At 61.8% G+C, this 22,982-nt stretch carries 18 protein-coding genes and 2 tRNA genes; 15 read left to right on the top strand and 5 right to left on the bottom strand.

Going from position 1 to position 22,982, the window contains the following annotated elements; genetic code table 11:
• Nucleotides 1-233 precede the first annotated feature (233 nt).
• Together AD659_RS05255 and pdeM are read left to right on the top strand one after the other, a co-directional pair.
• Nucleotides 234-2,720: a ligase-associated DNA damage response DEXH box helicase gene (locus tag AD659_RS05255; RefSeq protein ID WP_053118985.1), complete on the top strand. Its 2,487-nt coding sequence runs from the start codon at nt 234-236 to the stop codon at nt 2,718-2,720.
• The gene (gene pdeM, locus AD659_RS05250; protein ID WP_053118983.1) at nt 2,720-3,376 is read left to right on the top strand and encodes a ligase-associated DNA damage response endonuclease PdeM; all 657 of its coding nucleotides are present in this window, start codon (nt 2,720-2,722) and stop codon (nt 3,374-3,376) included. The genes AD659_RS05255 and pdeM overlap by 1 nt, the downstream gene beginning before the upstream one ends.
• A gap of 36 nt (nt 3,377-3,412) precedes the next feature.
• Here the strand turns inward: pdeM and AD659_RS05245 are convergent, their stop codons facing one another.
• Together AD659_RS05245 and dcd are read right to left on the bottom strand one after the other, a co-directional pair.
• A complete protein-coding gene (locus AD659_RS05245) occupies nt 3,413-3,619 on the bottom strand; it encodes a hypothetical protein (RefSeq protein WP_053118981.1) in 207 nt (68 codons plus the stop codon).
• Nucleotides 3,620-3,719: 100 nt separating this feature from the next.
• A complete protein-coding gene (gene dcd, locus AD659_RS05240; protein WP_003184751.1) occupies nt 3,720-4,286 on the bottom strand; it encodes a dCTP deaminase in 567 nt (188 codons plus the stop codon).
• 354 nt (nt 4,287-4,640) lie between these two features.
• On the opposite strand from dcd, the gene AD659_RS05235 reads away from it, so the two are divergent.
• The gene (locus tag AD659_RS05235; RefSeq protein WP_002554837.1) at nt 4,641-4,850 is read left to right on the top strand and encodes a cold-shock protein; all 210 of its coding nucleotides are present in this window, start codon (nt 4,641-4,643) and stop codon (nt 4,848-4,850) included.
• 195 nt (nt 4,851-5,045) lie between these two features.
• On the opposite strand, the gene AD659_RS05230 is transcribed toward AD659_RS05235, so the two are convergent.
• The gene (locus tag AD659_RS05230) at nt 5,046-6,053 is read right to left on the bottom strand and encodes a DUF481 domain-containing protein (protein ID WP_053118979.1); all 1,008 of its coding nucleotides are present in this window, start codon (nt 6,051-6,053) and stop codon (nt 5,046-5,048) included.
• A gap of 158 nt (nt 6,054-6,211) precedes the next feature.
• Between AD659_RS05230 and AD659_RS05225 the strand changes: the two genes are divergently transcribed.
• From AD659_RS05225 to AD659_RS05210, 4 genes are all read left to right on the top strand, one after another.
• Nucleotides 6,212-6,565, top strand: a complete 354-nt coding sequence (locus AD659_RS05225; protein ID WP_053118977.1) for an MGMT family protein — start codon at nt 6,212-6,214, stop codon at nt 6,563-6,565.
• Between the two features lie 44 nt (nt 6,566-6,609).
• Nucleotides 6,610-8,169, top strand: coding sequence for an AmpG family muropeptide MFS transporter (locus AD659_RS05220; protein WP_053118975.1), 1,560 nt, complete (start codon nt 6,610-6,612; stop codon nt 8,167-8,169).
• 129 nt (nt 8,170-8,298) lie between these two features.
• Nucleotides 8,299-10,014: a proline--tRNA ligase gene (locus AD659_RS05215; protein WP_053118973.1), complete on the top strand. Its 1,716-nt coding sequence runs from the start codon at nt 8,299-8,301 to the stop codon at nt 10,012-10,014.
• 17 nt (nt 10,015-10,031) lie between these two features.
• Nucleotides 10,032-10,985: a hypothetical protein gene (locus AD659_RS05210; RefSeq protein WP_053118971.1), complete on the top strand. Its 954-nt coding sequence runs from the start codon at nt 10,032-10,034 to the stop codon at nt 10,983-10,985.
• Between the two features lie 212 nt (nt 10,986-11,197).
• On the opposite strand, the gene dinB is transcribed toward AD659_RS05210, so the two are convergent.
• Nucleotides 11,198-12,259, bottom strand: a complete 1,062-nt coding sequence (dinB, locus tag AD659_RS05205) for a DNA polymerase IV (protein ID WP_053118969.1) — start codon at nt 12,257-12,259, stop codon at nt 11,198-11,200.
• Between the two features lie 280 nt (nt 12,260-12,539).
• On the opposite strand from dinB, the gene AD659_RS05200 reads away from it, so the two are divergent.
• The 4 genes from AD659_RS05200 (at nt 12,540) to AD659_RS05185 (ending at nt 17,009) form a co-directional block, all read left to right on the top strand.
• Nucleotides 12,540-12,616: transfer RNA gene (locus AD659_RS05200), tRNA-Met, on the top strand.
• Nucleotides 12,617-12,848: 232 nt separating this feature from the next.
• Nucleotides 12,849-12,925 (top strand) — tRNA-Met (locus AD659_RS05195).
• Nucleotides 12,926-13,077: 152 nt separating this feature from the next.
• Nucleotides 13,078-15,720 carry a bifunctional lysylphosphatidylglycerol flippase/synthetase MprF gene (gene mprF / locus AD659_RS05190; RefSeq protein WP_053118967.1) on the top strand — a complete coding sequence of 881 codons (2,643 nt, stop codon included), beginning with the start codon at nt 13,078-13,080 and terminating at the stop codon, nt 15,718-15,720.
• A complete protein-coding gene (locus AD659_RS05185; RefSeq protein ID WP_053118965.1) occupies nt 15,720-17,009 on the top strand; it encodes a virulence factor family protein in 1,290 nt (429 codons plus the stop codon). The genes mprF and AD659_RS05185 overlap by 1 nt, the downstream gene beginning before the upstream one ends.
• Nucleotides 17,010-17,256: 247 nt before the next feature.
• Here AD659_RS05185 and AD659_RS05180 read toward each other — a convergent pair whose 3' ends face one another.
• A complete protein-coding gene (locus AD659_RS05180; RefSeq protein WP_408003313.1) occupies nt 17,257-19,098 on the bottom strand; it encodes a potassium transporter Kup in 1,842 nt (613 codons plus the stop codon).
• Between the two features lie 335 nt (nt 19,099-19,433).
• On the opposite strand from AD659_RS05180, the gene rimO reads away from it, so the two are divergent.
• The 4 genes from rimO to AD659_RS05160 all read left to right on the top strand — a co-directional run bounded on the left by rimO (nt 19,434) and on the right by AD659_RS05160 (nt 22,809).
• Nucleotides 19,434-20,774: a 30S ribosomal protein S12 methylthiotransferase RimO gene (gene rimO / locus AD659_RS05175; RefSeq protein ID WP_053118961.1), complete on the top strand. Its 1,341-nt coding sequence runs from the start codon at nt 19,434-19,436 to the stop codon at nt 20,772-20,774.
• Nucleotides 20,775-21,021: 247 nt separating this feature from the next.
• On the top strand, nt 21,022-21,495 hold the full coding sequence (locus AD659_RS05170; RefSeq protein WP_053118959.1) for a GNAT family N-acetyltransferase: 474 nt from the start codon (nt 21,022-21,024) through the stop codon (nt 21,493-21,495).
• Between the two features lie 83 nt (nt 21,496-21,578).
• A complete protein-coding gene (locus AD659_RS05165) occupies nt 21,579-22,289 on the top strand; it encodes an rRNA pseudouridine synthase (protein WP_053118957.1) in 711 nt (236 codons plus the stop codon).
• 58 nt (nt 22,290-22,347) lie between these two features.
• On the top strand, nt 22,348-22,809 hold the full coding sequence (locus AD659_RS05160; RefSeq protein ID WP_053118955.1) for a YehS family protein: 462 nt from the start codon (nt 22,348-22,350) through the stop codon (nt 22,807-22,809).
• Nucleotides 22,810-22,982 lie beyond the last annotated feature (173 nt).

Below are 22,982 nucleotides of genomic sequence, written 5' to 3'. Positions count from 1 at the left end.
ACCTGGCAGACTGCTCCCTGCGGCCAACCGCTTTTGTGGCGAGGGAGCTTGCTCCCGCTGGAGGCGCAGCCTCCCCTTGCAACGTGTCATCCAGATCCTGGGGGGCCGCTTCGCAGCCCAGCGGGAGCAAGCTCCCTCGCCACAAAAGCACGCTCGCCACGATATCCTGCATAAAACCTTTCATATCTCGCCGTGGTCACTGAAGAAGGACCTTCAGGGCGCACGCGGCAGGCATGGCGACATCCAACAATTTCGCGAAACAGTGGTTCAATGCCCGCGGCTGGAAACCCTTCGCCTTTCAGAAGCAGGTATGGGCCGCGGTCAAGCGAGGAGAGTCCGGGCTGTTGCATGCCAGCACCGGTGCCGGCAAAACCTACGCCGTGTGGTTTGCCGCCCTCAACCGTTTCGCCCGCTCGACGCCGCCGCCGGATAAACCGCGCAAACGCAAGCCGCCGGCCGAACCGCTGACTGTCCTGTGGATCACGCCGATGCGCGCCCTGGCGGCCGACACCGGCAAAGCCCTCGAAGCGCCCCTGGCAGATTTGCAAGTGCCGTGGAGTGTCGGCCTGCGCACCGGCGACACCAGCGCCAGCGAACGCGCCCGCCAAGGCCGACGCCTGCCCACCGCGCTGATCACCACGCCCGAAAGCCTGACCCTGATGCTCGCCCGAGCCGATGCACAAGCCGCCGTTTCGACCCTGCGCATGGTGGTGGTGGATGAATGGCACGAGTTGCTCGGCAACAAACGGGGCGTGCAATTGCAACTGGCCCTGGCGCGCTTGCGGCACTGGCACCCCGAACTCATCGTCTGGGGCGTCTCCGCGACCCTGGGTAACCAGGCCCACGCCGAGCAGGTGTTGATCCCGCAAGGCAACGGCACCAGCGTGCAGGGCGCCAGCGGCAAGGCGCTGCAGGTCGACACGCTGCTGCCCCCGGCCCTCGAACGTTTCCCGTGGGCTGGGCACATCGGCCTGAAGATGCTGCCTCAGGTCGTGGCCGAAATCGACGCCAGCCGCAGTTGCCTGGTCTTCACCAATACCCGGGCGCAGTCGGAAATCTGGTACCAAGCCATCCTTGAAGCCAGGCCCGACTGGGCCGGGCTGATCGCCTTGCACCATAGCTCGCTGTCGCGCGACACCCGGGATTGGGTGGAGCGCGCGCTGAAGGACGGCCAGCTCAAGGCGGTGGTCTGCACCTCCAGCCTGGACCTGGGGGTGGATTTCCTGCCGGTGGAACGGGTACTGCAGATTGGCTCGGCCAAGGGGGTGGCGCGACTGATGCAGCGCGCTGGGCGTTCCGGTCACGCGCCGGGGCGGACCTCACGGGTGACGCTGGTGCCGACCCACAGCCTGGAGCTGATCGAGGCCGCCGCCGCCCAGGACGCCGTGGCCCAACGGCGTGTCGAACCTCGCCTATCGCCCCACAAGCCGCTGGATGTCCTGGTACAGCACCTGGTGAGCATGGCCCTGGGCGGCGGCTTCGTTCCCGACGAATTGTTCGAGGAGGTGCGGGGTGCCTGGGCCTATCGCGACCTCAACCCGGCCGAATGGGCCTGGGCCCTGGCCTTTGTACGCCATGGCGGGTTGTCACTGACCGCCTACCCCGATTACCGACGGGTCGAGCCGGACGAACACGGGGTCTGGCGCGTGCCCGATGCGCGCCTGGCCCGGCGCCACCGCATGAGCATCGGCACCATTGTCAGCGATGCCAGCCTGCAATTGAAGTTCTGGAGCAAGGGCGGCGGTGGCAAGACCCTGGGCAGCGTTGAGGAAGGCTTCATCGCCCGCCTGCGACCCGGTGACGGTTTCCTGTTCGCCGGGCGGCTGCTGGAGTTGGTCCGGGTCGAAGACATGACCGCCTACGTGCGGCGTAGCCAGGCGAAGAAAGCGGCCGTGCCGCGCTGGAACGGCGGACGCATGCCGCTCTCCAGCGAGCTGGCGGCCGCCGTCGTGGCCCGTTTGAGCGAAGCCGCCGCCGGCCGCTTCGAGGGCCCGGAGATGCAGGCCGTGAAGCCCTTGTTGCTGACCCAGCAACGCTGGTCCGGTTTGCCCACGCAGAAAACCTTGCTGGCCGAAGCCCTCAAGTCCCGGGAAGGCTGGCACCTGTTCCTGTATCCGTTTGCCGGGCGCCAGGTGCATCTGGGCCTGGCCAGCCTCCTGGCCTGGCGCGTCAGTCGGCAACAGCCGGTGACGTTTTCCATTGCGGTCAACGATTACGGCCTGGAACTGCTCAGCGCCACGGCAGTGGATTGGTCGCACGCCCTGACCCCGGGCCTGCTGGGCGTCGATCACCTGCTGGCCGACGTCCTCGCGAGCTTGAACGCCGGGGAACTGGCCCTCAGGCGCTTTCGCGAAATCGCCCGGATCGCCGGGCTGGTCTTCGCCGGCTACCCCGGTGCGCCGAAAAGCACCCGGCAGGTGCAGGCCTCCAGTGGCTTGTTCTTCCAGGTGTTCAAGCAATACGACGCCGACAACCTGTTGCTGGCCCAGGCCGGGGAGGAAGTCTTGCGTGAGGAATTGGATATCCATCGATTGGAGCAGACCTTGCAACGCCTCAACACCTTGAAGCTGGACATGCACGTGATCAAGCGCCCCACCCCGCTCGGGTTTCCGCTGCTGGTGGAGCGGTTCCGGGAAAGCATGAGTTCGGAAAAACTCGCCGACCGCATCCGGCGGATGGTCAGCGAGCTGGAACAGACTGCCGATCGCGGTGACGCCTGATGCCAGCGCCTTATCCCGTCAACCTCGCAGGGGAAGAACTCTGGCTACTCCCGGAAAAAGCCCTGTACTGGCCCGCCCAGGAAACCTTGATGGTGGCCGATGTGCATTTCGGCAAGGCCGCCGCCTACCGCAGCCTCGGGCAACCGGTGCCCCACGGCACCACTGCCAGCAACATCGCGGTGCTGGATGGGTTACTGGCCGGCCTGCCGTGTCGACAGCTGATCTTTCTCGGGGACTTTCTCCACGGCCCCGGTTCCCACGCGCCCGGCACCTTGAAGGCCCTTTCCGAATGGCGTGAACGACATCCGCACCTGGCCATGACGCTGATTCGCGGCAACCACGACAAGCGCGCCGGCGACCCACCGCCGACGCTGAACATTCGCGTCGTACCGGAGCCGTTGCTACTGGGCCCGTTCGCCGTGCAACACGAGCCCACCCCACACCCCAGCCGTCATGTGCTGGCCGGTCATGTGCACCCGGTCTATCACCTGAGTGGCAAGGGCCGGCAACGCCTGCGCCTGGCCTGCTTCCGCCTGGGTAGCGGGATCAGTCTGCTTCCGGCCTTCGGTGCGTTTACGGGCGGTTATCGAGTGGAGCAAGACAGCGATTGCAGGATTTTTGTCGTCGGCGATAACGAAATATGGCCCATCAATTGAAACAATCACACTCCAACTGATGGGCCACGCGGTCGATCAAGCTACGGGAGCAGGAGGCGGCTCGTCCGGAAGAGTCGGCTCGCCGGGTTCGGTGGGATCCGTGGGATTGGGGTCTGGATCGGGGTCACCAGGAATACCGCCCGCCGCTTCGGCAGGATGGGCCAGCAATGACCAAGCCATGACGCCGATCTGATTGGGCTCAAGCCTTGCCAGTTCGGCACTGATTCGCGGATCGATCTTCATAGAGCAACTCCTGAGCGAGGGCCCGTTGCGCAGACGCAAAAACGGGCAGTACACCCAATAGAGTGCCTGCCCGCTCAGGAATTCCGACAGTTCGTCAGAATCAGGTTCGCGGCAGCGTCACGCCGCGCTGGCCCTGATACTTGCCGCCACGGTCCTTGTAGGACACTTCGCATTCTTCGTCGGATTCAAGGAACAGCATCTGCGCCACACCCTCGTTGGCGTAGATTTTCGCCGGCAGGGTCGTGGTGTTGGAGAATTCCAGGGTCACGTGGCCTTCCCACTCGGGTTCCAGCGGCGTGACATTGACGATGATGCCACAGCGGGCATAGGTGCTCTTGCCCAGGCAGATGGTCAGTACGTTGCGCGGAATGCGGAAGTACTCGACGGTGCGGGCCAGGGCGAAGGAGTTCGGCGGAATGATGCACACGTCGCTCTTGACGTCGACGAAGCTCTTCTCATCGAAGTTCTTCGGGTCGACGGTGGCCGAATTGATATTGGTGAACACCTTGAATTCGTCGGCGCAGCGCACGTCGTAGCCGTAGCTGGAGACACCGAAGGAGATCAGCCGGTCGGCGCCTTCGCCACGCATCTGGCGCTCGACGAAGGGCTCGATCATGCCGTGCTCTTGCGCCATGCGGCGAATCCACTTGTCCGATTTGATGCTCATGGCGGTTTCCTGAAATAGCGAGGTGGAAAAAATACGTCCGGCATCTTACCGGGGCACGGGGCCGGGTTCAAAGCGCGGCACGCAAATCTCGCCGATCCACCTTGATTTCCGGGTCCTGCCGGCCATCACCCGCGCCGTCAGTCACCAAATAAGAGAAACCTTCGCAAAGACCATTGGCACATTCTGGAAAAAGGGTTAAGGTGGCGCCACTGTGTTGCTTGTGTCACTGAGAATCTCTACACGATATGTTGAATTTCGATCCAACCATCTACAAGAATTTTTCCTGCTCTTTGCACTCAGTCTCGGCCAGGGTTCTTCCTGAGTCGCAGTTATCTTTGTTCAAGGAGTTACACCATGTCTAATCGCCAAACCGGTACCGTTAAGTGGTTCAACGATGAAAAAGGCTTCGGCTTCATCACTCCACAATCCGGTGACGACCTGTTCGTTCACTTCAAAGCTATCCAATCCGACGGCTTCAAAAGCCTGAAAGAAGGCCAACAGGTTTCTTTCATCGCTACCCGCGGTCAGAAAGGCATGCAAGCTGAAGAAGTTCAAGTTATCTAACTTGTCCTTGCTTTAGTAAAAGGCCCCGCCCTCAAAAGCGGGGCTTTTTTGTGCCTGTCAGTTTTTGTCAGCGCACAAAAAACTGTGGGAGCGAGCTTGCTCGCGATAGCGATCTGTCAGTCAACATTGATGTTGCTGATCCACCGCTATCGCGAGCAAGCTCGCTCCCACATGGGTTTGTTGGTTAGCCTGGGGTTACCAGGTCACGCCAAACCCGGCCGTGTAGCGTGTCTTGCTCAGGTCGCTGTCTTCAGTGCCCTCAATGACATCTTTCTCGGCCTTGAGGTTGAGCGACGCCCAGTCGGTGACCTTGTAGCGCAGCCCCATCTCGGCGTCATAGGCGTACTCCGCCACGCCAGACAGCGGCTTGCCCACTTCGCCGTTGGTGAAGAACTCGACGCGCTTGCCGATCAGGTAGCGGTTGTAATCCCACTTCATTGCCACGGAATAGAAGTTGTCCTTGCCGCCGTCGCGGTACTCGTAATCGGTGCGGTTGAGCAGCGAACCCAGGGAGAACGCCCCCAGTTCGTCGTCCCAGAACTGGTAGCCCGGACCGGTACCCACCACGCGCTGGCGGGCGAGGTCTTCGACTTTGTCGCGCTTGTAATTCAGGCGACCTTGCCAGAACCATTTGTCGGTGATGAACCGGTCGAGGGAATACTCCAGCCTCCAGTTGTCGGCAGAAACCACGTCATCCTGGAATTCACGGTTGTATTCGCCTTCGGCGGTGTGTCGCCATCTACCGTGGCGTGCCGAAGTCTTGAAATCGATGTCGTAATCGTCGGTATCGGCTTCCGCACGCTGGTAATCCAGTGCGGCATCGATATTGCCTTTCCACACCAAGTCCTCAACCACTGGCTTGGGCTTGAGGATCTGCTGGATACTGGCCAGCTCGACGGTCTTGGGTGCGTCACCGTTGGCCAAGGTGACCTTGCCATCCTCGGCCGCCTGCAGCGCCTTGGCTTTCTCGCCAGTGTAGGCATCCTGCTTGACCAAGAGTTGCTGGTCACTCTCCAGAGTCTTGACCTGTTTCCAGTCGATGGGAATCGCACCGGCGTAATCGGTCTGGATCAGCAACTTGCCGCCATCGAAAACGGTAATCTTGCCACTGAGTTTGTCCCCATTCTTCAGCCAGACAGTGTCGGCGAGCAAGGGCATGGAGGCGCTGGTAACAGCCAGGCATAGCAGGGTTCTAGACAACATAAGCGATAAAGGGCTCAAGTTTGCGGTGAAAAGGCGGCATTATCCCCCAGGATGACACCTCAGCAAGGACTGACCCGTGTAGGACTGATGAGTTCATTTCTCAACCAGTTCTGTAGGAATTAATCTACAGACGGACATCCCCGACCAGGAACCCCTACGTGACTGACGCCCCAGCGGACACCGAAAACGCCGCCCAGATCCGCCGCACCACCCTTTACCTGACCCTGGCGCAAGTGCCGGCGGGCAAGGTTGTCACCTATGGCCAACTCGCCGAAATGGCCGGATTGGGCCGTGCGGCGCGCTGGGTGGGGCGAACCCTCAGCCAATTGCCGAACGACACCAAGCTGCCCTGGCATCGGGTATTGGCTGCCGGTGGTCGGATCAGCCTGCCGGCGGGCAGCGCCTCGGGAGATGAACAGCGCGCGCGCCTGCGCATGGAAGGGATCAGTGTCCTGAACAATCGTGTTGATATTCAGCGCCATGGCTGGCGCCCGGTAGAGCACAGCGGTTAGAGTGCGCGCTTTGTTTTCGCAATTTTTGAGGCAGACTCCAGCCCATGCCCCGTAAAACCTGGCGCGCCGCCCTCGCCGCCTATGCCAGTCCCTCGACGCTCGTGCTGTTGCTGCTTGGCTTCGCCGCCGGCTTGCCATACATGCTGGTGTTTTCCACGCTTTCAGTCTGGTTGCGCGAAGCCGGCGTGGCCCGCGAAACCATCGGCTACGCCAGCCTCATCGGCCTGGCGTATGCCTTCAAGTGGGTCTGGTCGCCACTGCTCGACCAATGGCGCCTGCCGCTGCTGGGCAAACTGGGGCGCCGTCGCTCCTGGCTGGTACTCTCCCAGGCCTTGGTCATCCTCGGCCTGATCGGCATGGGTTTCTGCGACCCCCAAAAACACCTGTCCTGGTTGATCGCCATTGCCGTGATCGTCGCCTTCGCTTCCGCGACGCAGGACATCGCCGTCGACGCCTATCGCCTGGAAATCGCCGACGACACCCGCCAGGCCGCCCTCGCCGCCAGCTACATGTCCGGTTACCGCATCGCCGCGCTGCTGGCCACCGCCGGCGCCCTGTTCTTCGCCGAAGGCTTTGGCTCCACCGGTTTCAGCTACAAACACTCGGCCTGGGCCGGCACCTACCTGTTGTTCGGCGTGTTGATGGTCCCGGCGCTGCTCACCTCCCTGTTCATGCGCGAGCCGCCGGTGCCGCTGCGCACCCAGTTGCAAGCCGGGCGCTACACGTTCGTTCATCAGTTGGCGTCGGTATTCGTGCTGATCGTGCTGCTGGTCTCTGTCCCCGCGATGTTCACCCAGCTCTTCAACACCGACTTCGCCAGCGTGCTGTTCGAGGGTGTGAGCCTGCTCGACCTGCTGCTCCAAGACCGGGCGTTCCTGCGGGCCATCCTCTATACCATCCTGACCGCCCTGTGCCTGTCGGCCATGGGCCGGCGCGGACTGGCACCGGTGCTGACGCCGATCAACGACTTCATCCTGCGTTATCGCTGGCAGGCCCTGCTGCTGCTCGGGCTGATCGCGACCTACCGGATGTCCGACACGGTCATGGGCGTCATGGCCAACGTGTTCTATATCGACCAGGGGTTCACCAAGGACCAGATCGCCAGCGTCAGCAAGATTTTCGGGCTGATCATGACCCTGGTCGGCGCCGGCATGGGCGGCCTGCTGATTGTACGTTTCGGCATCCTGCCCATCCTGTTCATCGGCGGTGTCGCCTCCGCCGCCACCAACATCCTGTTCCTGATGCTGACCGACATGGGCGCCAACCTGCAGATGTTGATTGTCACCATCTCCCTGGACAACTTCAGCTCCGGCCTGGCCACTTCGGCGTTCGTCGCCTACTTGTCGAGCCTGACCAACCTGAAATTCTCCGCCACCCAATACGCCCTGCTCAGCTCGATCATGCTGTTGCTGCCACGCTTGATCGGTGGTTACTCCGGGGTGATGGTGGAAAAGTTCGGCTACCACAATTTCTTCCTGATCACCGCCCTGCTGGGCGTGCCGACCCTGTTGCTGATCGCCTTGCACTGGTTCCAGGAGAACCGGCGCCAGGACTCGACACCCGACGAGGAACCGGCGCCCACCCGGCCCGCGGAAGAATCGTAGGAAACTTCAGCAAACGCCGGGGAAACCGGCGTTCGCACCTGGCGACCGGCCACGCGCCTGTACGCCAGGGCATCTCGCCCGTACAATGCTCCGTCACTTCTCGTCATCAGCAACCGACAACGGCCAACCATGCGCACCAGTCAATTTTTGCTCGCCACACAGAAAGAAACGCCTTCCGATGCCGTCGTGATCAGCCATCAGTTGATGCTGCGTGCCGGCATGATCCGCAAACTCGCCTCGGGCCTGTACACCTGGCTGCCGATGGGCCTGCGAGTGATGCGCAAGGTGGAAGCCATCGTTCGCGAAGAGATGGACGCCGCCGGCTCCCTGGAAGTGTTGATGCCGAGCACCCAACCGGCCGAGCTGTGGCAGGAATCGGGGCGCTGGGAAGAATACGGTCCTGAGCTGCTGCGCATCAAAGACCGTCACGGTCGCGACTTCTGTGCGGGCCCGACCCACGAAGAAGTGATCACCGACCTGATGCGCAACGAGTTGAGCAGCTACAAGCAGCTGCCGATCAACCTGTACCAGATCCAGACCAAATTCCGTGACGAGATCCGTCCGCGCTTCGGCCTGATGCGCGGTCGCGAATTCATCATGAAGGACGCCTACTCGTTCCATGCCGACCTGGCGTCGCTGCAGGTCACCTACGACCGCATGCACCAGGCGTATTGCAACGTGTTCACCCGCCTGGGCCTGAAATTCCGTCCGGTTGAAGCCGACAACGGTTCCATCGGCGGTGCCGGCTCCCATGAGTTCCACGTGCTGGCCGAGTCCGGCGAAGACGACATCGTCTTCAGCAATGGCTCCGACTACGCCGCCAACATCGAGAAAGCCGAAGCCGTGCCACGGGAAACCTCCCGCGCCGCACCGACTGAAGCACTGCGCCTGGTAGACACGCCGAACGCCAAGACCATTGCCCAGTTGGTGGAAGGCTACAACCTGCCGATCGAGCGCACGATCAAGACCCTGATCGTCCGGGCGGAAGAAGCCGGCAAGCTGATTGCCCTGATCGTCCGTGGCGACCATGAGCTGAACGAAATCAAGGCCGCCAACCAACCAGGCGTCGCCAGCCCGCTGGTCATGGCCACCGAAGCCGATCTGCGCGACGCCATTGGCGCCGGTGCCGGCTCCCTCGGCCCGTTGAACCTGCCACTGCCGATCATCATTGACCGTTCGGTGGAATTGATGAGCGACTTCGCCATCGGCGCCAACGTCGACGACAAGCACTACTTCGGCGTGAACTGGGAACGCGACCTGCCGGTTCCAACCGTGGCAGACCTGCGCAACGTCGTGGCCGGCGACCCGAGCCCGGATGGCAAGGGCACCCTGGAAATCAAGCGCGGCATCGAAGTCGGGCACATCTTCCAGTTGGGCAATAAATACAGCAAGGCGATGAAGTGCGAAGTACTGGGCGAGAACGGCAAGCCGGTTACCCTGGAAATGGGTTGCTATGGCATCGGCGTTTCCCGCGTGGTCGCCGCCGCCATCGAACAGAACAACGACGAGAAAGGCATCATCTGGAGCGACACACTGGCGCCGTTCCAGGTGGCCCTGGTGCCACTGCGCTATGAAACCGACCTGGTGCGTGAAGCCACCGACAAGCTCTACGCCGAACTGACGGCCGCCGGCTTCGAAGTGCTGCTGGACGACCGCGACAAGAAAACCAGCCCCGGCATCAAGTTCGCGGACATGGAACTGATCGGCATCCCGCATCGGATCGTCGTCAGTGACCGTGGCCTGGCCGAAGGCAACCTGGAATACAAGAGCCGCACCGAGGCCGAGCCGCAAGCGCTGCCGGTCGCCGACGTGCTGTCGTTCCTCCAGGCCCGTATCCGCCGCTGACACCAGATAGAGACGTCATGTTCAAGCGAAACACCTTAGGCCTCGGTGGCGCCGCCCTGTGCGGCGCCCTGCTGGTCAGCGGCTGTGCCAACCAAATGTCACAACGCAACGAGCACGAAGAGCGGGTCGAGCGCAAATTGCTCGACCACAGCCTGCAGATCGACGTGGGCGAACCCAAGGTGCTCGACCTGCCGCAGCGTCGAGTGCGCATCAATGAACAGAAGACCTTCGAAGTCACCGAATTCGAAGTCACTCGTCATTACGATCGCTACACGCCATACCAACCCTGGCGGGAGATCTACGAGATCCCACTGGGTGCGGTGGCCGTCGTCGCCGGTGTCGGTGCGAACGTGGTCAACGTGTTCGCCCTCGGCAACCTGCCGGACACAGCCACCCGTGACTGGATCAGCTACGGTTTCGCCGGGCTCAACCCGTTCATGAACGTCCCTTCCCATGGCCGCGCCCAGCAGAACCTGGCGGGCATCGACGAAGTCCAGCGCGACAAGCGCACGGAACACTCGAGCCTGCCCTGGAGCGAACGCCCGGTGGAGGTCAAGGCCGCCCGGCAGACCTTCGAGCTGAGCACCGACCGTAACGGCGTGCTGCGCTTGAACCTGCTGGAAAGCCCGTTCGCCGAACAGGACCTGAGCCAGTTCGGCAAATTACAGATCAGCGTGACGGATGCTCAGGACGAGGTGCACACCGACTCATCCCTGAGCATCAGCAGCACCTTGCGCAGCAAGCTGGTGGAAGCCCACGCGCTGATCTACGACGACCTCGAAGACGACGAGGTGAGCCAATGGGTTCATCGGGTCAAGCGACTGTCGGAGCTGGGGCTTGAAGAAGAGGCCAGTGAACTGGAACAGAGCCTGATCGAACTGACGCGCAACGATCCGGAACTACAGGCCGAATTCATGAAAGCACTGACCAAGGATGGCGGGCGGTTGGTGGCGGATCCGGGCGCTCACTGAGCCCAGTCTGGATGGGGCTGGCTCCCTTGTGGCGAGGGAGCTTGCTCCCGCTGGGCCTGTAGGAGCTGTCGAGCGAAGCGAGGCTGCGATCTTTCCACTAACGCTTGGATCCCAAGCGAAAGATCAAAAGATCGCAGCCTTCGGCAGCTCCTACAGCCAGCGGGAGCAAGCTCCCTCGCCACAAGAGCATGGCATTCGGCCAAGCGACAGCCTCACCGCTCAAACAACTCCAACTGCTCGAACCCACCGCGCAAATCTTCCAGCCGCACCCCGATGCCCAATAACCGCACCGGCTTTCCACCCCGGTTGAATGCCTGGGTCAACAGCAACTGGTAGCTGCCCAGATCCCGCCCTGCCCCGGCCTGTTCCAGCGTGGTCTGGGTGAAGTCGTGGAATTTCACTTTGACGAACGGCTTGCCCGGTCGATAACTGCTGTCGATTCGCGCCATGCGCCCTTTAAGGGTTTCCATCAGCTCCGGCAGTTTGTCGAGGCAGCTCACCAGGTCGGGCAAGTCGACATCGTAGGTATTTTCCACACTGATGGACTGTCGTCGGCTGTCGTTGTGCACCAGACGCTCGTCGATCCCGCGGGCCAGGCTCCAGAGCCGCTCGCCAAAACTGCCGAATTCGCGCACCAGCGCCAACTTGTCCCATTCACGCAACTGCAAGCAATCGGCGATGCCGAGGCGGTTCAGCTTATCGGCAGTGACCTTGCCAACACCGTGGAGCTTGCTGACCGGCAAGGCCGATACAAAGTCCTCGACCTGGTCCGGGGTAATGACAAACAAGCCGTTGGGCTTTTTCCAGTCACTGGCGATCTTGGCCAGGAACTTGTTCGGCGCGACGCCGGCGGACACGGTGATGTGCAACTGGTTGGAAACACGCCGGCGAATGTCCTGGGCGATGCGGGTGGCACTGCCGCCGAAATGGGCACTGGCGGAGACGTCCAGGTAGGCCTCGTCCAGGGACAGCGGCTCGATGAGGTCGGTGTAATCGCTGAAAATCGTATGAATTTCCTTCGACGCTTCCCGATAGGCTTCCATTCGTGGCTTGACGATGGTGAGGTCCGGACAGAGCTTCAAGGCGTGGCCGGAAGACATGGCCGAGCGCACCCCATAGGCCCGCGCTTCGTAGTTACAAGTGGCAATCACCCCTCGCCGATCCGCCGAGCCACCCACAGCCAAGGGCTTGCCGGCCAGCCGCGGATCATCGCGCATCTCGATAGCGGCATAAAAACAGTCACAATCGACATGGATGATTTTACGTTGCGTCATAAGAAACAGGGTGTGCGACGAATCGGGCCACCAGTATCGCACCGGGACCTGTATATAGCACCAGTAGTTTGAAAGATCCTTCGTCGGGCCCCGAAAACACCTACAAGAATTTACTTCTTCAATCGCAACGCACCCTCCAATAGAGCGCCAACCCTTGCCAGGCCTGCGTCACAGCGCTGTCACAATGCCCGCACCCAAGCTAAGCGCTTGAAGCGGAACAGGTTTTCATGACATCAGGGTTGACAGCTACGCGATCCTCTGTAGAATGCCGCCACACAGACGCGGGATGGAGCAGTCTGGTAGCTCGTCGGGCTCATAACCCGAAGGTCGTCGGTTCAAATCCGGCTCCCGCAACCAAACATCAAGAAAGGCTACTCGAAAGAGTGGCCTTTTTTGTGTGCGCTCGTTTTTTGACCAGACGATCAGAGGGACGCCGTCTGTGCACGTCCACGCACTGCAAGCTGTAGGACAATTTCCCTTTAATTCCGAGTATTTAGAAAGACAAGGGACGGTTCGGCCGTTTATTTGACCCCGGCACCTTTTAACGGTTGACACTCAGGCGTTCGCCTGTAGAATGCCGCCACACAGACGCGGGATGGAGCAGTCTGGTAGCTCGTCGGGCTCATAACCCGAAGGTCGTCGGTTCAAATCCGGCTCCCGCAACCAAATATCAAGAAAGGCTGCTCGAAAGAGTGGCCTTTTTTGTGCCTGATGAAAAAAGGCCTCATTACAAATATTTTGTAATTATTTTCGACCGCGGGGATTGGTAACTTGGCTGGATACCCCCATCCTGTCGCGCATAGCTCAAGAGGTGATTGATGCGCGCCCACTCGTCTGACCCGCAAGACTCCGTTACTGCGACACAACCGATCAAGGCCGAGCGCCTGCGCTGGCTGGACCGGATCAGCCAGTACCGCCAGCCCATCGGCCTCGCGGTCACGCTGCTGCTGTTTGCGATTGCATTGATTGCCTGCCGCCACCTGCTGAGCGAGCTCGATCTCTACGCCCTGCACGACTCGATTCTGGAAGTCCCCAGACCTGCCCTGCTCGGGGCAATCGCCGCCACGGTCGTCGGCTTCATCATTCTCCTGGGCTATGAATGGTCCGCCAGCCGCTATGCCGGTGTGACATTGCCGCCGCAGACCATGGTCCTGGGTGGGTTCACCGCGTTCGCCATCGGCAATGCCATAGGCCTGTCGCTGCTGTCGGGCGGCTCGGTTCGCTACCGTCTATACGCTCGTCATGGCCTGGGGGCATCGGATGTCGCCCACATGACGCTGTTCGCCAGCCTGTCCCTGGGCTGCGCGTTGCCACCGCTGGCGGCCCTGGCGACACTCAGTAATCTGCCCGCCGCATCTGCCGCGTTGCACTTGCCCGCCGCATTGCTGGGGGCCATTTCCGTGGCGGTGCTGTTGCTTACCAGCGTATTGGCCATTGGCATCTATCGTCGGCGCCTGCCGGAGCAGCCGCATCGGGACAGCCTCCTGGTCAAGGCCGGGCGCCGCACCCTGCGCCTGCCGGGACGCCGCCTGACTTTCCTGCAATTGGTGATCACCGCGCTGGACGTTGCCGCTGCCGCCACCGTGTTGTATCTGTTGCTGCCCGAAGCACCGCCGTTCGGCGCCTTCCTGCTGGTGTACCTGCTGGCATTGGCCGCTGGGGTGCTCAGCCATGTGCCGGGCGGGGTCGGGGTATTCGAAGCGATCCTGCTGGCCGCGTTTGCCGACAAACTCGGCGCCGCGCCATTGGCCGCCGCGCTGCTGCTGTATCGGTTGATCTATGTATTGCTGCCGATGCTGGTGGCCTGCGTGTTACTGCTGATCAATGAGGCGCAACGGCTGTTCCAGACGCGCCAGAGCCTGCGGGCGGCATCGGGTTTCGCCGCACCGATCCTGGCGGTGCTGGTGTTTCTCTCCGGCGTGGTGCTGCTGTTTTCCGGGGTGACGCCGGAAATCGACACCCGACTGGAACACATCGGCTTCCTGATTCCCCATCGGCTGGTCGACGCTTCGCACTTCGGCGCGAGCCTGGTGGGTGTGTTGTGCCTGTTGCTCGCCCAAGGCCTGCGCCGGCGCCTGTCGGCCGCCTGGATGCTGACCACGGTTCTGCTGCTGGTGGGCGCCCTGCTCTCGCTGCTCAAGGGTTTCGACTGGGAAGAAGCCACCCTGCTGACTCTGACGGCCGCCCTGTTGGCGGTGTTCAGGCGCTCTTTCTATCGTCCGAGCCGCCTGACTGAACTGCCCTTTTCCCCGCTGTTCCTGATCGCCAGCCTTTGCGTGCTCGGCGCGTCGATCTGGCTGCTGTTGTTTGCCTATCAGGACGTGCCTTACAGCCATCAACTGTGGTGGCAGTTCACCCTCGATGCCGACGCCCCTCGCGGCCTGCGCTCCCTGCTGGGCGCCGCGGTGCTGCTGGTGGTGGTATCCCTGACCTGGCTGCTGCGCACCGCACGGCCGGTGATTCATTTGCCGACGGCAGAAGAGCTGGAGCGCGCCAAAACGATCCTCATGACCTCGTCGCAACCCGACGGCGGCCTGGCCCTGACCGGTGACAAAGCGTTACTGTTCCACCCCAACGACGAGGCGTTCCTGATGTATGCCCGCCGCGGGCGCAGCCTGGTGGCGCTGTATGACCCGATCGGCCCTACCCAGCAGCGGGCCGAAATGATCTGGCAATTCCGTGACCTGTGCGACATCCACCATGCCCGCCCCGTGTTCTATCAGGTACGCGCCGAAAACCTGCCGTACTACATGGACATCGGCCTGACGGCTATCAAGCTGGGTGAGGAAGCACGGGTCGACCTCAAGCGTTTCGATCTCGAAGCCAAGGGCAAAGAGATGAAGGACTTGCGCTACACCTGGAACCGCGGCACCCGTGACGGCCTGTCGCTGGAGATCCACGAGCCGGGCCAGGCGCCGATGGATGAACTCAAGGTCATTTCCGATGCCTGGCTGACCGGCAAGAACGTGCGGGAAAAAGGTTTCTCCCTGGGGCGTTTCAGCGATGACTATCTCAAGCACTTTCGCATCGCGGTGATTCGTTTCGAGGGCCGGCCGGTGGCGTTCGCCAACCTGCTGGAAACCCACAGCCACGAACTGGCCAGCCTCGATCTGATGCGCGCCCACCCCGAGGCGCCGAAACTGACCATGGAGTTCATGATGGTCGGCCTCATCCAGCATTATAAAAACCATGACTACGCCCGCTTCAGCCTTGGCATGGTCCCGCTGTCGGGCCTGCAACCGCGTCGCGGCGCACCACTGACCCAGCGCCTGGGCTCGATGGTGTTCCGCCGTGGCGAGCAGCTCTATAACTTCCAAGGGCTGCGCCGCTTCAAAGACAAATTCCAGCCAAACTGGGAACCTCGTTACATGGCCGTGCCCGCCGGACTCGATCCGCTGGTAGCGCTGGCCGATACTGCCGCCCTGATTGCGGGCGGCCTGACTGGACTGGTGAAACGCTGATGATGCAACGCTCCTGGCGATACGTAGTGGCCGCCCTGCTGGTGCTGGCGGTGATTCTCGGTGGCGGTTACTGGTACTGGAACCGCCCGGCCCCACAACCCACCCTGGAACAACTGGCGCCCGCCGATGGCGCAGCGCTGACCCGGATCACCCCCGGCGCCAAGGCGCTTGCCCGGGTGCTGGTGGCGGTCAATGAAGACCAGAAGCTCAGCGACACCCAATTGACGACCCTCAGCCGCAGCGGCTCGGCGCAGATCGTCCAGGTGATCCTGCCCAAGGACTGCATGCTGCAGGGCCGTGCCCTGCAAGCCGGCCTGAGAGAACTGCAAGGTCCAGCCACGCTGGTCAGCGGCATCGGCCCTGGCGCCGTGCTGGCCTGGCGCTGGCTGGCCGAGCAGAAAGACGACAAGGCCAAGGCCGTGTCGGTGGACCTGGCCCTGGAAAAGCCCGGCTGCACTCATTTACTGCCTAAAAGCGCAGCCCATGGTCATTGGCTGGTGGCCTGGAACGATAACCCTGACGACACCAGCGCCGGTTTCGTAAGGGATCAGAAAAATGCCGAAACCAGCATCAGCGATTACGACATCAACTTGCCGCAAGTGCTGAATAACGAACTGCGCAAAATCCTGGTGGGCACCGACAAGGCCAAGGGCGGCCTGAGCATTCCCGTGGTGGAAGTGCCTGCCAGCCAGGCGCGGGATACCGTGACCCTGTTCCTCTCCGGCGATGGCGGCTGGCGGGATCTGGACCGCGATGTAGCCGATGAAATGGCCAAGATCGGCTACCCGGTGGTCGGCATCGACACCCTGCGCTACTACTGGCAGCACAAGAGCCCCGAGCAGAGCGCGGCGGACCTGACCGAGCTGATGCAGCACTACCGGCAGATCTGGGGCACCAAGCGCTTCATCCTGACCGGCTACTCCTTCGGGGCCGACGTGTTGCCGGCCATCTACAATCGCCTGCCGGCCACCGAACAACAGCGGGTCGATGCGATCATCCTGCTGGCCTTCGCCCGCACCGGCAGCTTCGAGATCGAAGTCGAAGGCTGGCTCGGCAACGCCGGCACCGAAGCCGCCACCGGCCCGGAAATGGCCAAGCTGCCAGCCGACAAAGTGGTGTGCATCTACGGCGGTGAAGAAGCCGACGAAAGTGGCTGTACCGACAAGACAGCGGTGGGCGAAGCCATCAAGCTGCCTGGCGGCCACCACTTCGACGAAAACTACCCGGCCTTGGCCAAGCGCCTGATCGATGAGATCAACAAACGCCAGAGCAAGACGGCCGAACAGTGATCTGACACTCGCATCATCAAGCCCCTGCTGCCTCACGGTTGCAGGGGCTTTTTGGTGGCCGCTCGATTGACACATACCCCTGTGGGAGCGAGCTGGCTCGCGATGACGGCGACACATCCAACATCACCGGTTCAGGCAGACCGCTATCGCGAGCAAGCTCCCACACAGGCTCACTGGTCACCTTGTGTCGCCCACAAAAAAGCCCCCGCCGCCGCAAGGCTACGAGGGCTTTTTGTTTTTCTGGGGGCTACATCTCGACCTGCGTCCCCAGTTCAATCACCCGGTTCAACGGTAGATTGAAGAAGCGCAAGTTACCGTTGGCGTTTTTCAACATGAAGGCGAACAACGACTCACGCCAGCGGGCCATGCCTTCGAGCTTGGACGCAATGACGGTTTCGCGGCTGAGGAAGTAGGTGGTGCGCATCGGGCTGAAGTCCAGGTCATCCAGATGGCAGAGCTTGAGCGCCTGCGGGACGTCCGGTTCGTCGGTGAAACCGAAGTGCAGGATTACCCGGAAGAACCCTTCGCCATAGGCATCGACCTCGAAGCGCCGCTGCGGCGGTACCCGGGGGATGTCTTCGTACACCACCGTCAGCAGCACCACTTGCTCATGCAGCACCTGGTTGTGCAATAGGTTGTGCAACAGCGCGTGAGGCACCGCGTCCGAACGCGCGGTCAGGAACACCGCGGTGCCCTGGACACGGTGCGGCGGTTGCACGCGGATGCTGCTGATGAAGATCGGCAGCGGCAATGCCCCTTCGTCCAAGCGATCCACCAACAGTTGCTTGCCGCGCTTCCAGGTGGTCATCAACACGAACAAGGCAATACCGGCGATGACCGGGAACGCACCGCCCTGGATGATCTTCGGCACGTTGGCGGCGAAGTACAGGCCATCCACCAACAGGAAACCGAACAACAGCGGCACGGCCAACAGCGGCGGCCACTTCCACAACAGCAGGACCACGGCGGACACCAGGATGGTGGTCATCAGCATGGTACCGGTCACGGCCACGCCGTAGGCCGAGGCCAGTGCGCCAGAAGATTCGAACCCCAGCACCAGCAGGACCACGCCGATCATCAGCGACCAGTTCACCGCACCGATGTAGATCTGCCCCTGCTCGGCGCTGGAAGTGTGCTGGATATACATGCGCGGGATATAACCGAGCTGGATCGCCTGGCGCGTCAGGGAGAACGCGCCGGAAATCACCGCTTGGGAAGCGATGACCGTGGCCAGGGTCGACAGGCCCACCAACGGCAGCAATGCCCAGCTCGGTGCCAGCAGATAAAACGGGTTGCGCGCCGCTTCCGGGTCGCCGAGCAGCAAGGCACCTTGACCGAAATAATTGAGCATCAGGCCTGGCAACACCAGGATGAACCAGGCGCGGGCAATCGGTTTGCGGCCGAAGTGGCCCATGTCGGCATACAGCGCTTCGGCACCGGTCAGTGCCAACACCACGGCACCGAGGATCGCCACGCCCATGCCCGGATGAACCACAAAGAAGTGCACGGCCCAGGCCGGGTTCACCGCCTGCAACACTTCCGGGTGCTGGCTGATGCCATACACTCCCAGGGCGCCAAGCACCAGGAACCAGGTCACCATGATCGGGCCGAACAGAATGCCGATCCGCGCGGTGCCATGGCGCTGGATCAAAAACAACGCCACCAGCACCACCACCGACAGTGGCACCACCCAATGGTCGATGCCTTCAAATGCGAGGCCCAGGCCCTCGATCGCCGAAAGCACCGAAATCGCCGGGGTGATCATGCTATCGCCATAGAACAGCGCCGCGCCGATCAAACCGCAGATCACCAGGAATGTGCGCAGTCGTGCCCTTCCCGCTGCGGCTCGCCGTGCCAGAGCGGTGAGTGCCATGATCCCGCCCTCGCCCTGGTTGTCGGCGCGCAGCACGAACATCATGTACTTGAGCGACACGACCCAGATCAGCGACCAGAAAATCAGCGACAGAATCCCCAGCACCCCGTCGTGATTGACAGGCACGCCATAGGCGCCGGAAAACACTTCCTTGAGGGTGTACAACGGGCTCGTGCCGATGTCGCCATAAACCACTCCGACCGCCGCGACCAGCATGCTCAGTGGCTTCGCTGCCGAATGCTCGGCACCCGCCGCCTGACTACTTGCATGACCCATCCAACACTCCCGATTCCCAGACCTGTCTTCTTTAACGAAGCACGATGCTTTGCCGAGGCAGCATGCGCTGTTTTACGTATTGTTACAGACGTTTTGTTGACTGTAGCAATCGCCAGAACGCAAAGGCGCGAAGCATAGCGCAGCACTCGTCGCATTTCCCGGTATAAAGCTGGTCAAGTGCGTCGACCCTGGATAGAATTGCGCACTTTTTGATCAGAGGCGCGCCAGGCGCCCTGTCTCGGCAAGAGACGATCCCCCCTACACCGAGGTTAGACATGTCCACCACTACCGCGCCAGCCAATCCGAAGGTTGGTTTCGTATCCCTGGGTTGCCCGAAGGCTCTGGTCGACTCCGAGCGCATCCTGACCCAGCTGCGCATGGAAGGTTATGACGTCGTGTCCACGTATCAGGACGCCGATGTGGTCGTGGTCAACACCTGCGGCTTCATCGATTCGGCCAAGGCCGAGTCCCTGGAAGTGATTGGCGAAGCCATCAAGGAAAACGGCAAGGTCATCGTCACCGGCTGCATGGGCGTGGAAGAAGGCAACATCCGCGACGTGCACCCGAGCGTGCTGTCCGTGACCGGGCCGCAGCAGTACGAGCAGGTGGTCAATGCCGTCCATGAGGTGGTGCCACCGCGCCAGGACCACAACCCGCTGATCGACCTGGTGCCGCCACAAGGCATCAAGCTGACCCCGCGCCACTACGCCTACCTGAAGATTTCCGAAGGCTGCAACCACAGCTGCAGCTTCTGCATCATCCCGTCGATGCGCGGCAAGCTGGTGAGCCGTCCGGTGGGCGATGTCCTCGACGAGGCCCTGCGCCTGGTCAAGGCTGGCGTCAAGGAGTTGCTGGTGATCTCCCAGGACACCAGCGCCTACGGCGTCGATGTGAAATACCGCACCGGCTTCTGGAATGGCGCACCGGTGAAAACCCGCATGACCGAGCTGTGCGAAGCCCTCAGCACCCTCGGCGTCTGGGTCCGCCTGCATTACGTCTACCCGTATCCGCATGTCGACGAACTGATCCCGCTGATGGCGGCCGGCAAGATCCTGCCGTACCTGGACATCCCGTTCCAGCACGCCAGCCCGAAAGTCCTCAAGGCCATGAAACGCCCGGCCTTCGAAGACAAGACCCTGGCCCGCATCAAGAACTGGCGCGAAATCTGCCCGGACCTGATCATCCGTTCGACCTTCATCGTCGGCTTCCCCGGCGAAACCGAAGAAGACTTCCAGTACCTGCTGGATTGGCTGACCGAAGCCCAGCTCGACCGCGTCGGCTGCTTCCAGTATTCCCCTGTCGAAGGCGCACCGGCCAACGACCTGGCCCTGGACGTAGTGCCGGACGACGTCAAGCAGGACCGTTGGGAGCGCTTCATGGCGCACCAGCAGGCCATCAGCTCGGCGCGCCTGCAAATGCGCGTCGGCCGTGAAATCGAAGTGCTGGTGGATGAAGTGGACGAGCAAGGTGCCGTGGGCCGCTGCTTCTTCGACGCGCCGGAAATCGACGGCAACGTCTTCATCGACAATGGCAGCAACCTCAAGCCGGGCGACAAGGTCTGGTGCAAGGTCACCGATGCCGACGAGTACGATTTGTGGGCTGAGCAGATCGGTTGATTCGCTCAAAGCGGGGCCGCTGTCGTGGCGAGGGAGCTTGCTCCCGCTGGGCTACGAAGTAGCCCCATCTTTGCGATTGCTACGCAATCGAGCGGGAGCAAGCTCCCTCGCCACAGGTTGTTTGCAAGCCTCTCACCCGCCGGCACCCAAAAAATCCAGAAGCCCCCCTCTTGTAACGAGATGCGGGGCTTTTTTACGGCTATCGTATGGAGAAACCCAGCACATCCAGCACAAGGAACAGGCGGACATGCGCCAGCATTCGGTCATCCACACACCGAAACCGAGCGATTACCAGGAACTGACCCAGGTTTGGGAGGCGTCGGTGCGGGCCACCCATGACTTTCTGCCGGACAGCTACATCGAACTGCTGAAAAACCTGGTACTCACCCGTTACCTGGATGCGGTGATGCTCATCTGCACCCGGGACGCGCGCCAGCGGATTACCGGTTTCGCCGGTGTCGCCGCCGGCAAGGTCGAGATGCTCTTCATCGATCCACAACATCGTGGCCAGGGCCTGGGCAAGCTGTTGCTGCGCTACGCCATGGAACACCTGAACGCCGATCAACTGGACGTCAATGAACAAAACCCGCAAGCCTTGGGCTTTTATCTCAAGCAAGGCTTCGAAGTGGTCGGGCGTTCGGCAAAAGATGGCATGAACCAGCCCTACCCTCTGCTGCACATGCGCTACAAGCAGCCTGACCTGAAGGCGGGACGCGGCTAAAAGCTGCATGAGGCAAATGGACCCGCGATTAACCGGCGCCAGGCAGGTACAATGGCCACCCTCTTTTTGTTACGGCCCCCGTCATGACTGACCCGATTCGTCTCTCCAAACGCCTCATCGAACTCGTCGGCTGTTCCCGTCGGGAGGCTGAGCTGTTCATCGAGGGCGGCTGGGTCACCGTGGACGGCGAAGTGATCGATGAGCCGCAGTTCAAGGTGACGACCCAGAAGGTCGAACTCGACCCCGAGGCCAAGGCCACCGCGCCGGAGCCGGTGACCCTGCTGCTGAACATTCCAGCCGGCATGGATGTAGACACCGCGATGGCCTCGCTTGGACCGCAGACCCTGAGCGAAGAACATCGCTTCGGCAAGCGGCCGCTCAAAGGCCATTTCCTGCGCCTGACCGCTAGCGCCGACCTGCAGGCCAACGCCAGCGGGCTGCTCGTGTTCACCCAGGATTGGAAGATCTTGCGCAAGCTCACCGCCGACGCCGCCAAGATCGAGCAGGAATACGTCGTGGAAGTCGAAGGCGAAATGGTCGCCCATGGCCTCAATCGCCTGAACCATGGCTTGACCTACAAGGGCAAGGAGCTGCCGGCGGTCAAGGCCAGTTGGCAGAACGAGAACCGCCTGCGCTTTGCCATGAAAAACCCGCAGCCCGGCGTGATCGCGCTGTTCTGCCAGGCGGTCGGCCTCAAGGTCGTCGCCATTCGCCGCATCCGCATCGGCGGCGTGTCCATCGGCAAGGTGCCGATGGGCCAGTGGCGCTACCTGTCTGCCAAAGAGAAATTCTAATTTTCCCGGCGCCGCACCAAACGCAGGCGCCCACTGCCGATTGATCAGGACTGCACACATGATTCACAACGACGTACTGCGCAGCGTGCGCTACATGCTCGACATCAGCGACAAGAAAGTCATCGAGATCATCAAGCTGGGCGGCCTGGACGTCTCCCTGGCGGACCTGGCGGGCTACCTCAAGAAAGACGAGGAAGAAGGCTTCGTGTTCTGCCCTGACGAGATCATGGCGCATTTTCTCGATGGCCTGGTGATCTTCAAGCGTGGCAAGGACGAAAGCCGTCCGCCGCAGCCGATCGAAGTGCCGGTGACCAACAACATCATCCTCAAGAAACTGCGGGTGGCCTTCGAGCTGAAGGAAGACGACATGCATGCCATCCTCAAGGCCGCCGAGTTCCCGGTGTCAAAGCCGGAACTGAGCGCGCTGTTCCGCAAGTTCGGCCACACCAACTACCGCCCATGTGGCGACCAGTTGCTGCGCAACTTCCTCAAGGGCCTGACGCTGCGCGTTCGCGGCTGATATCGAAGGGCTGTTGAAGCACTGCCGAGGGTTGCGGAGCTGTTGTGGCGAGGGAGCTTGCTCCCGCTGGATGCGCAGCGTCCCCTCGCGGTGTGTCAGACAAAACCAGGGGGCCGCTTCGCGGCCCAGCGGGAGCAAGCTCCCTCGCCACAAAAACGCTCTCGCCATAGAGA

It is taken from the genome of Pseudomonas thivervalensis (assembly GCF_001269655.1).
Lineage (GTDB): Bacteria > Pseudomonadota > Gammaproteobacteria > Pseudomonadales > Pseudomonadaceae > Aquipseudomonas > Aquipseudomonas thivervalensis.
The sequence above is the reverse complement of the archived record's forward strand: the minus strand, read 5'-3'. Positions and strand labels throughout refer to the sequence as shown.

Bases quoted from the DNA above. Each gene is read 5' to 3' on its own strand.
- AD659_RS05235 (WP_002554837.1), top strand. From the start codon at position 4,641: ATGTCTAATCGCCAAACCGGTACCGTTAAGTGGTTCAACGATGAAAAA.
- AD659_RS05185 (WP_053118965.1), top strand. From the start codon at position 15,720: ATGATGCAACGCTCCTGGCGATACGTAGTGGCCGCCCTGCTGGTGCTG.
- mprF (WP_053118967.1), top strand. From the start codon at position 13,078: ATGCGCGCCCACTCGTCTGACCCGCAAGACTCCGTTACTGCGACACAA.
- AD659_RS05220 (WP_053118975.1), top strand. From the start codon at position 6,610: ATGCCCCGTAAAACCTGGCGCGCCGCCCTCGCCGCCTATGCCAGTCCC.
- AD659_RS05230 (WP_053118979.1), bottom strand. From the start codon at position 6,053: ATGTTGTCTAGAACCCTGCTATGCCTGGCTGTTACCAGCGCCTCCATG.
- AD659_RS05245 (WP_053118981.1), bottom strand. From the start codon at position 3,619: ATGAAGATCGATCCGCGAATCAGTGCCGAACTGGCAAGGCTTGAGCCC.
- AD659_RS05255 (WP_053118985.1), top strand. From the start codon at position 234: ATGGCGACATCCAACAATTTCGCGAAACAGTGGTTCAATGCCCGCGGC.
- AD659_RS05170 (WP_053118959.1), top strand. From the start codon at position 21,022: ATGCGCCAGCATTCGGTCATCCACACACCGAAACCGAGCGATTACCAG.
- AD659_RS05180 (WP_408003313.1), bottom strand. From the start codon at position 19,098: ATGCTGGTCGCGGCGGTCGGAGTGGTTTATGGCGACATCGGCACGAGC.
- AD659_RS05165 (WP_053118957.1), top strand. From the start codon at position 21,579: ATGACTGACCCGATTCGTCTCTCCAAACGCCTCATCGAACTCGTCGGC.
- AD659_RS05210 (WP_053118971.1), top strand. From the start codon at position 10,032: ATGTTCAAGCGAAACACCTTAGGCCTCGGTGGCGCCGCCCTGTGCGGC.
- dinB (WP_053118969.1), bottom strand. From the start codon at position 12,259: ATGACGCAACGTAAAATCATCCATGTCGATTGTGACTGTTTTTATGCC.
- pdeM (WP_053118983.1), top strand. From the start codon at position 2,720: ATGCCAGCGCCTTATCCCGTCAACCTCGCAGGGGAAGAACTCTGGCTA.
- AD659_RS05160 (WP_053118955.1), top strand. From the start codon at position 22,348: ATGATTCACAACGACGTACTGCGCAGCGTGCGCTACATGCTCGACATC.
- AD659_RS05215 (WP_053118973.1), top strand. From the start codon at position 8,299: ATGCGCACCAGTCAATTTTTGCTCGCCACACAGAAAGAAACGCCTTCC.
- dcd (WP_003184751.1), bottom strand. From the start codon at position 4,286: ATGAGCATCAAATCGGACAAGTGGATTCGCCGCATGGCGCAAGAGCAC.
- rimO (WP_053118961.1), top strand. From the start codon at position 19,434: ATGTCCACCACTACCGCGCCAGCCAATCCGAAGGTTGGTTTCGTATCC.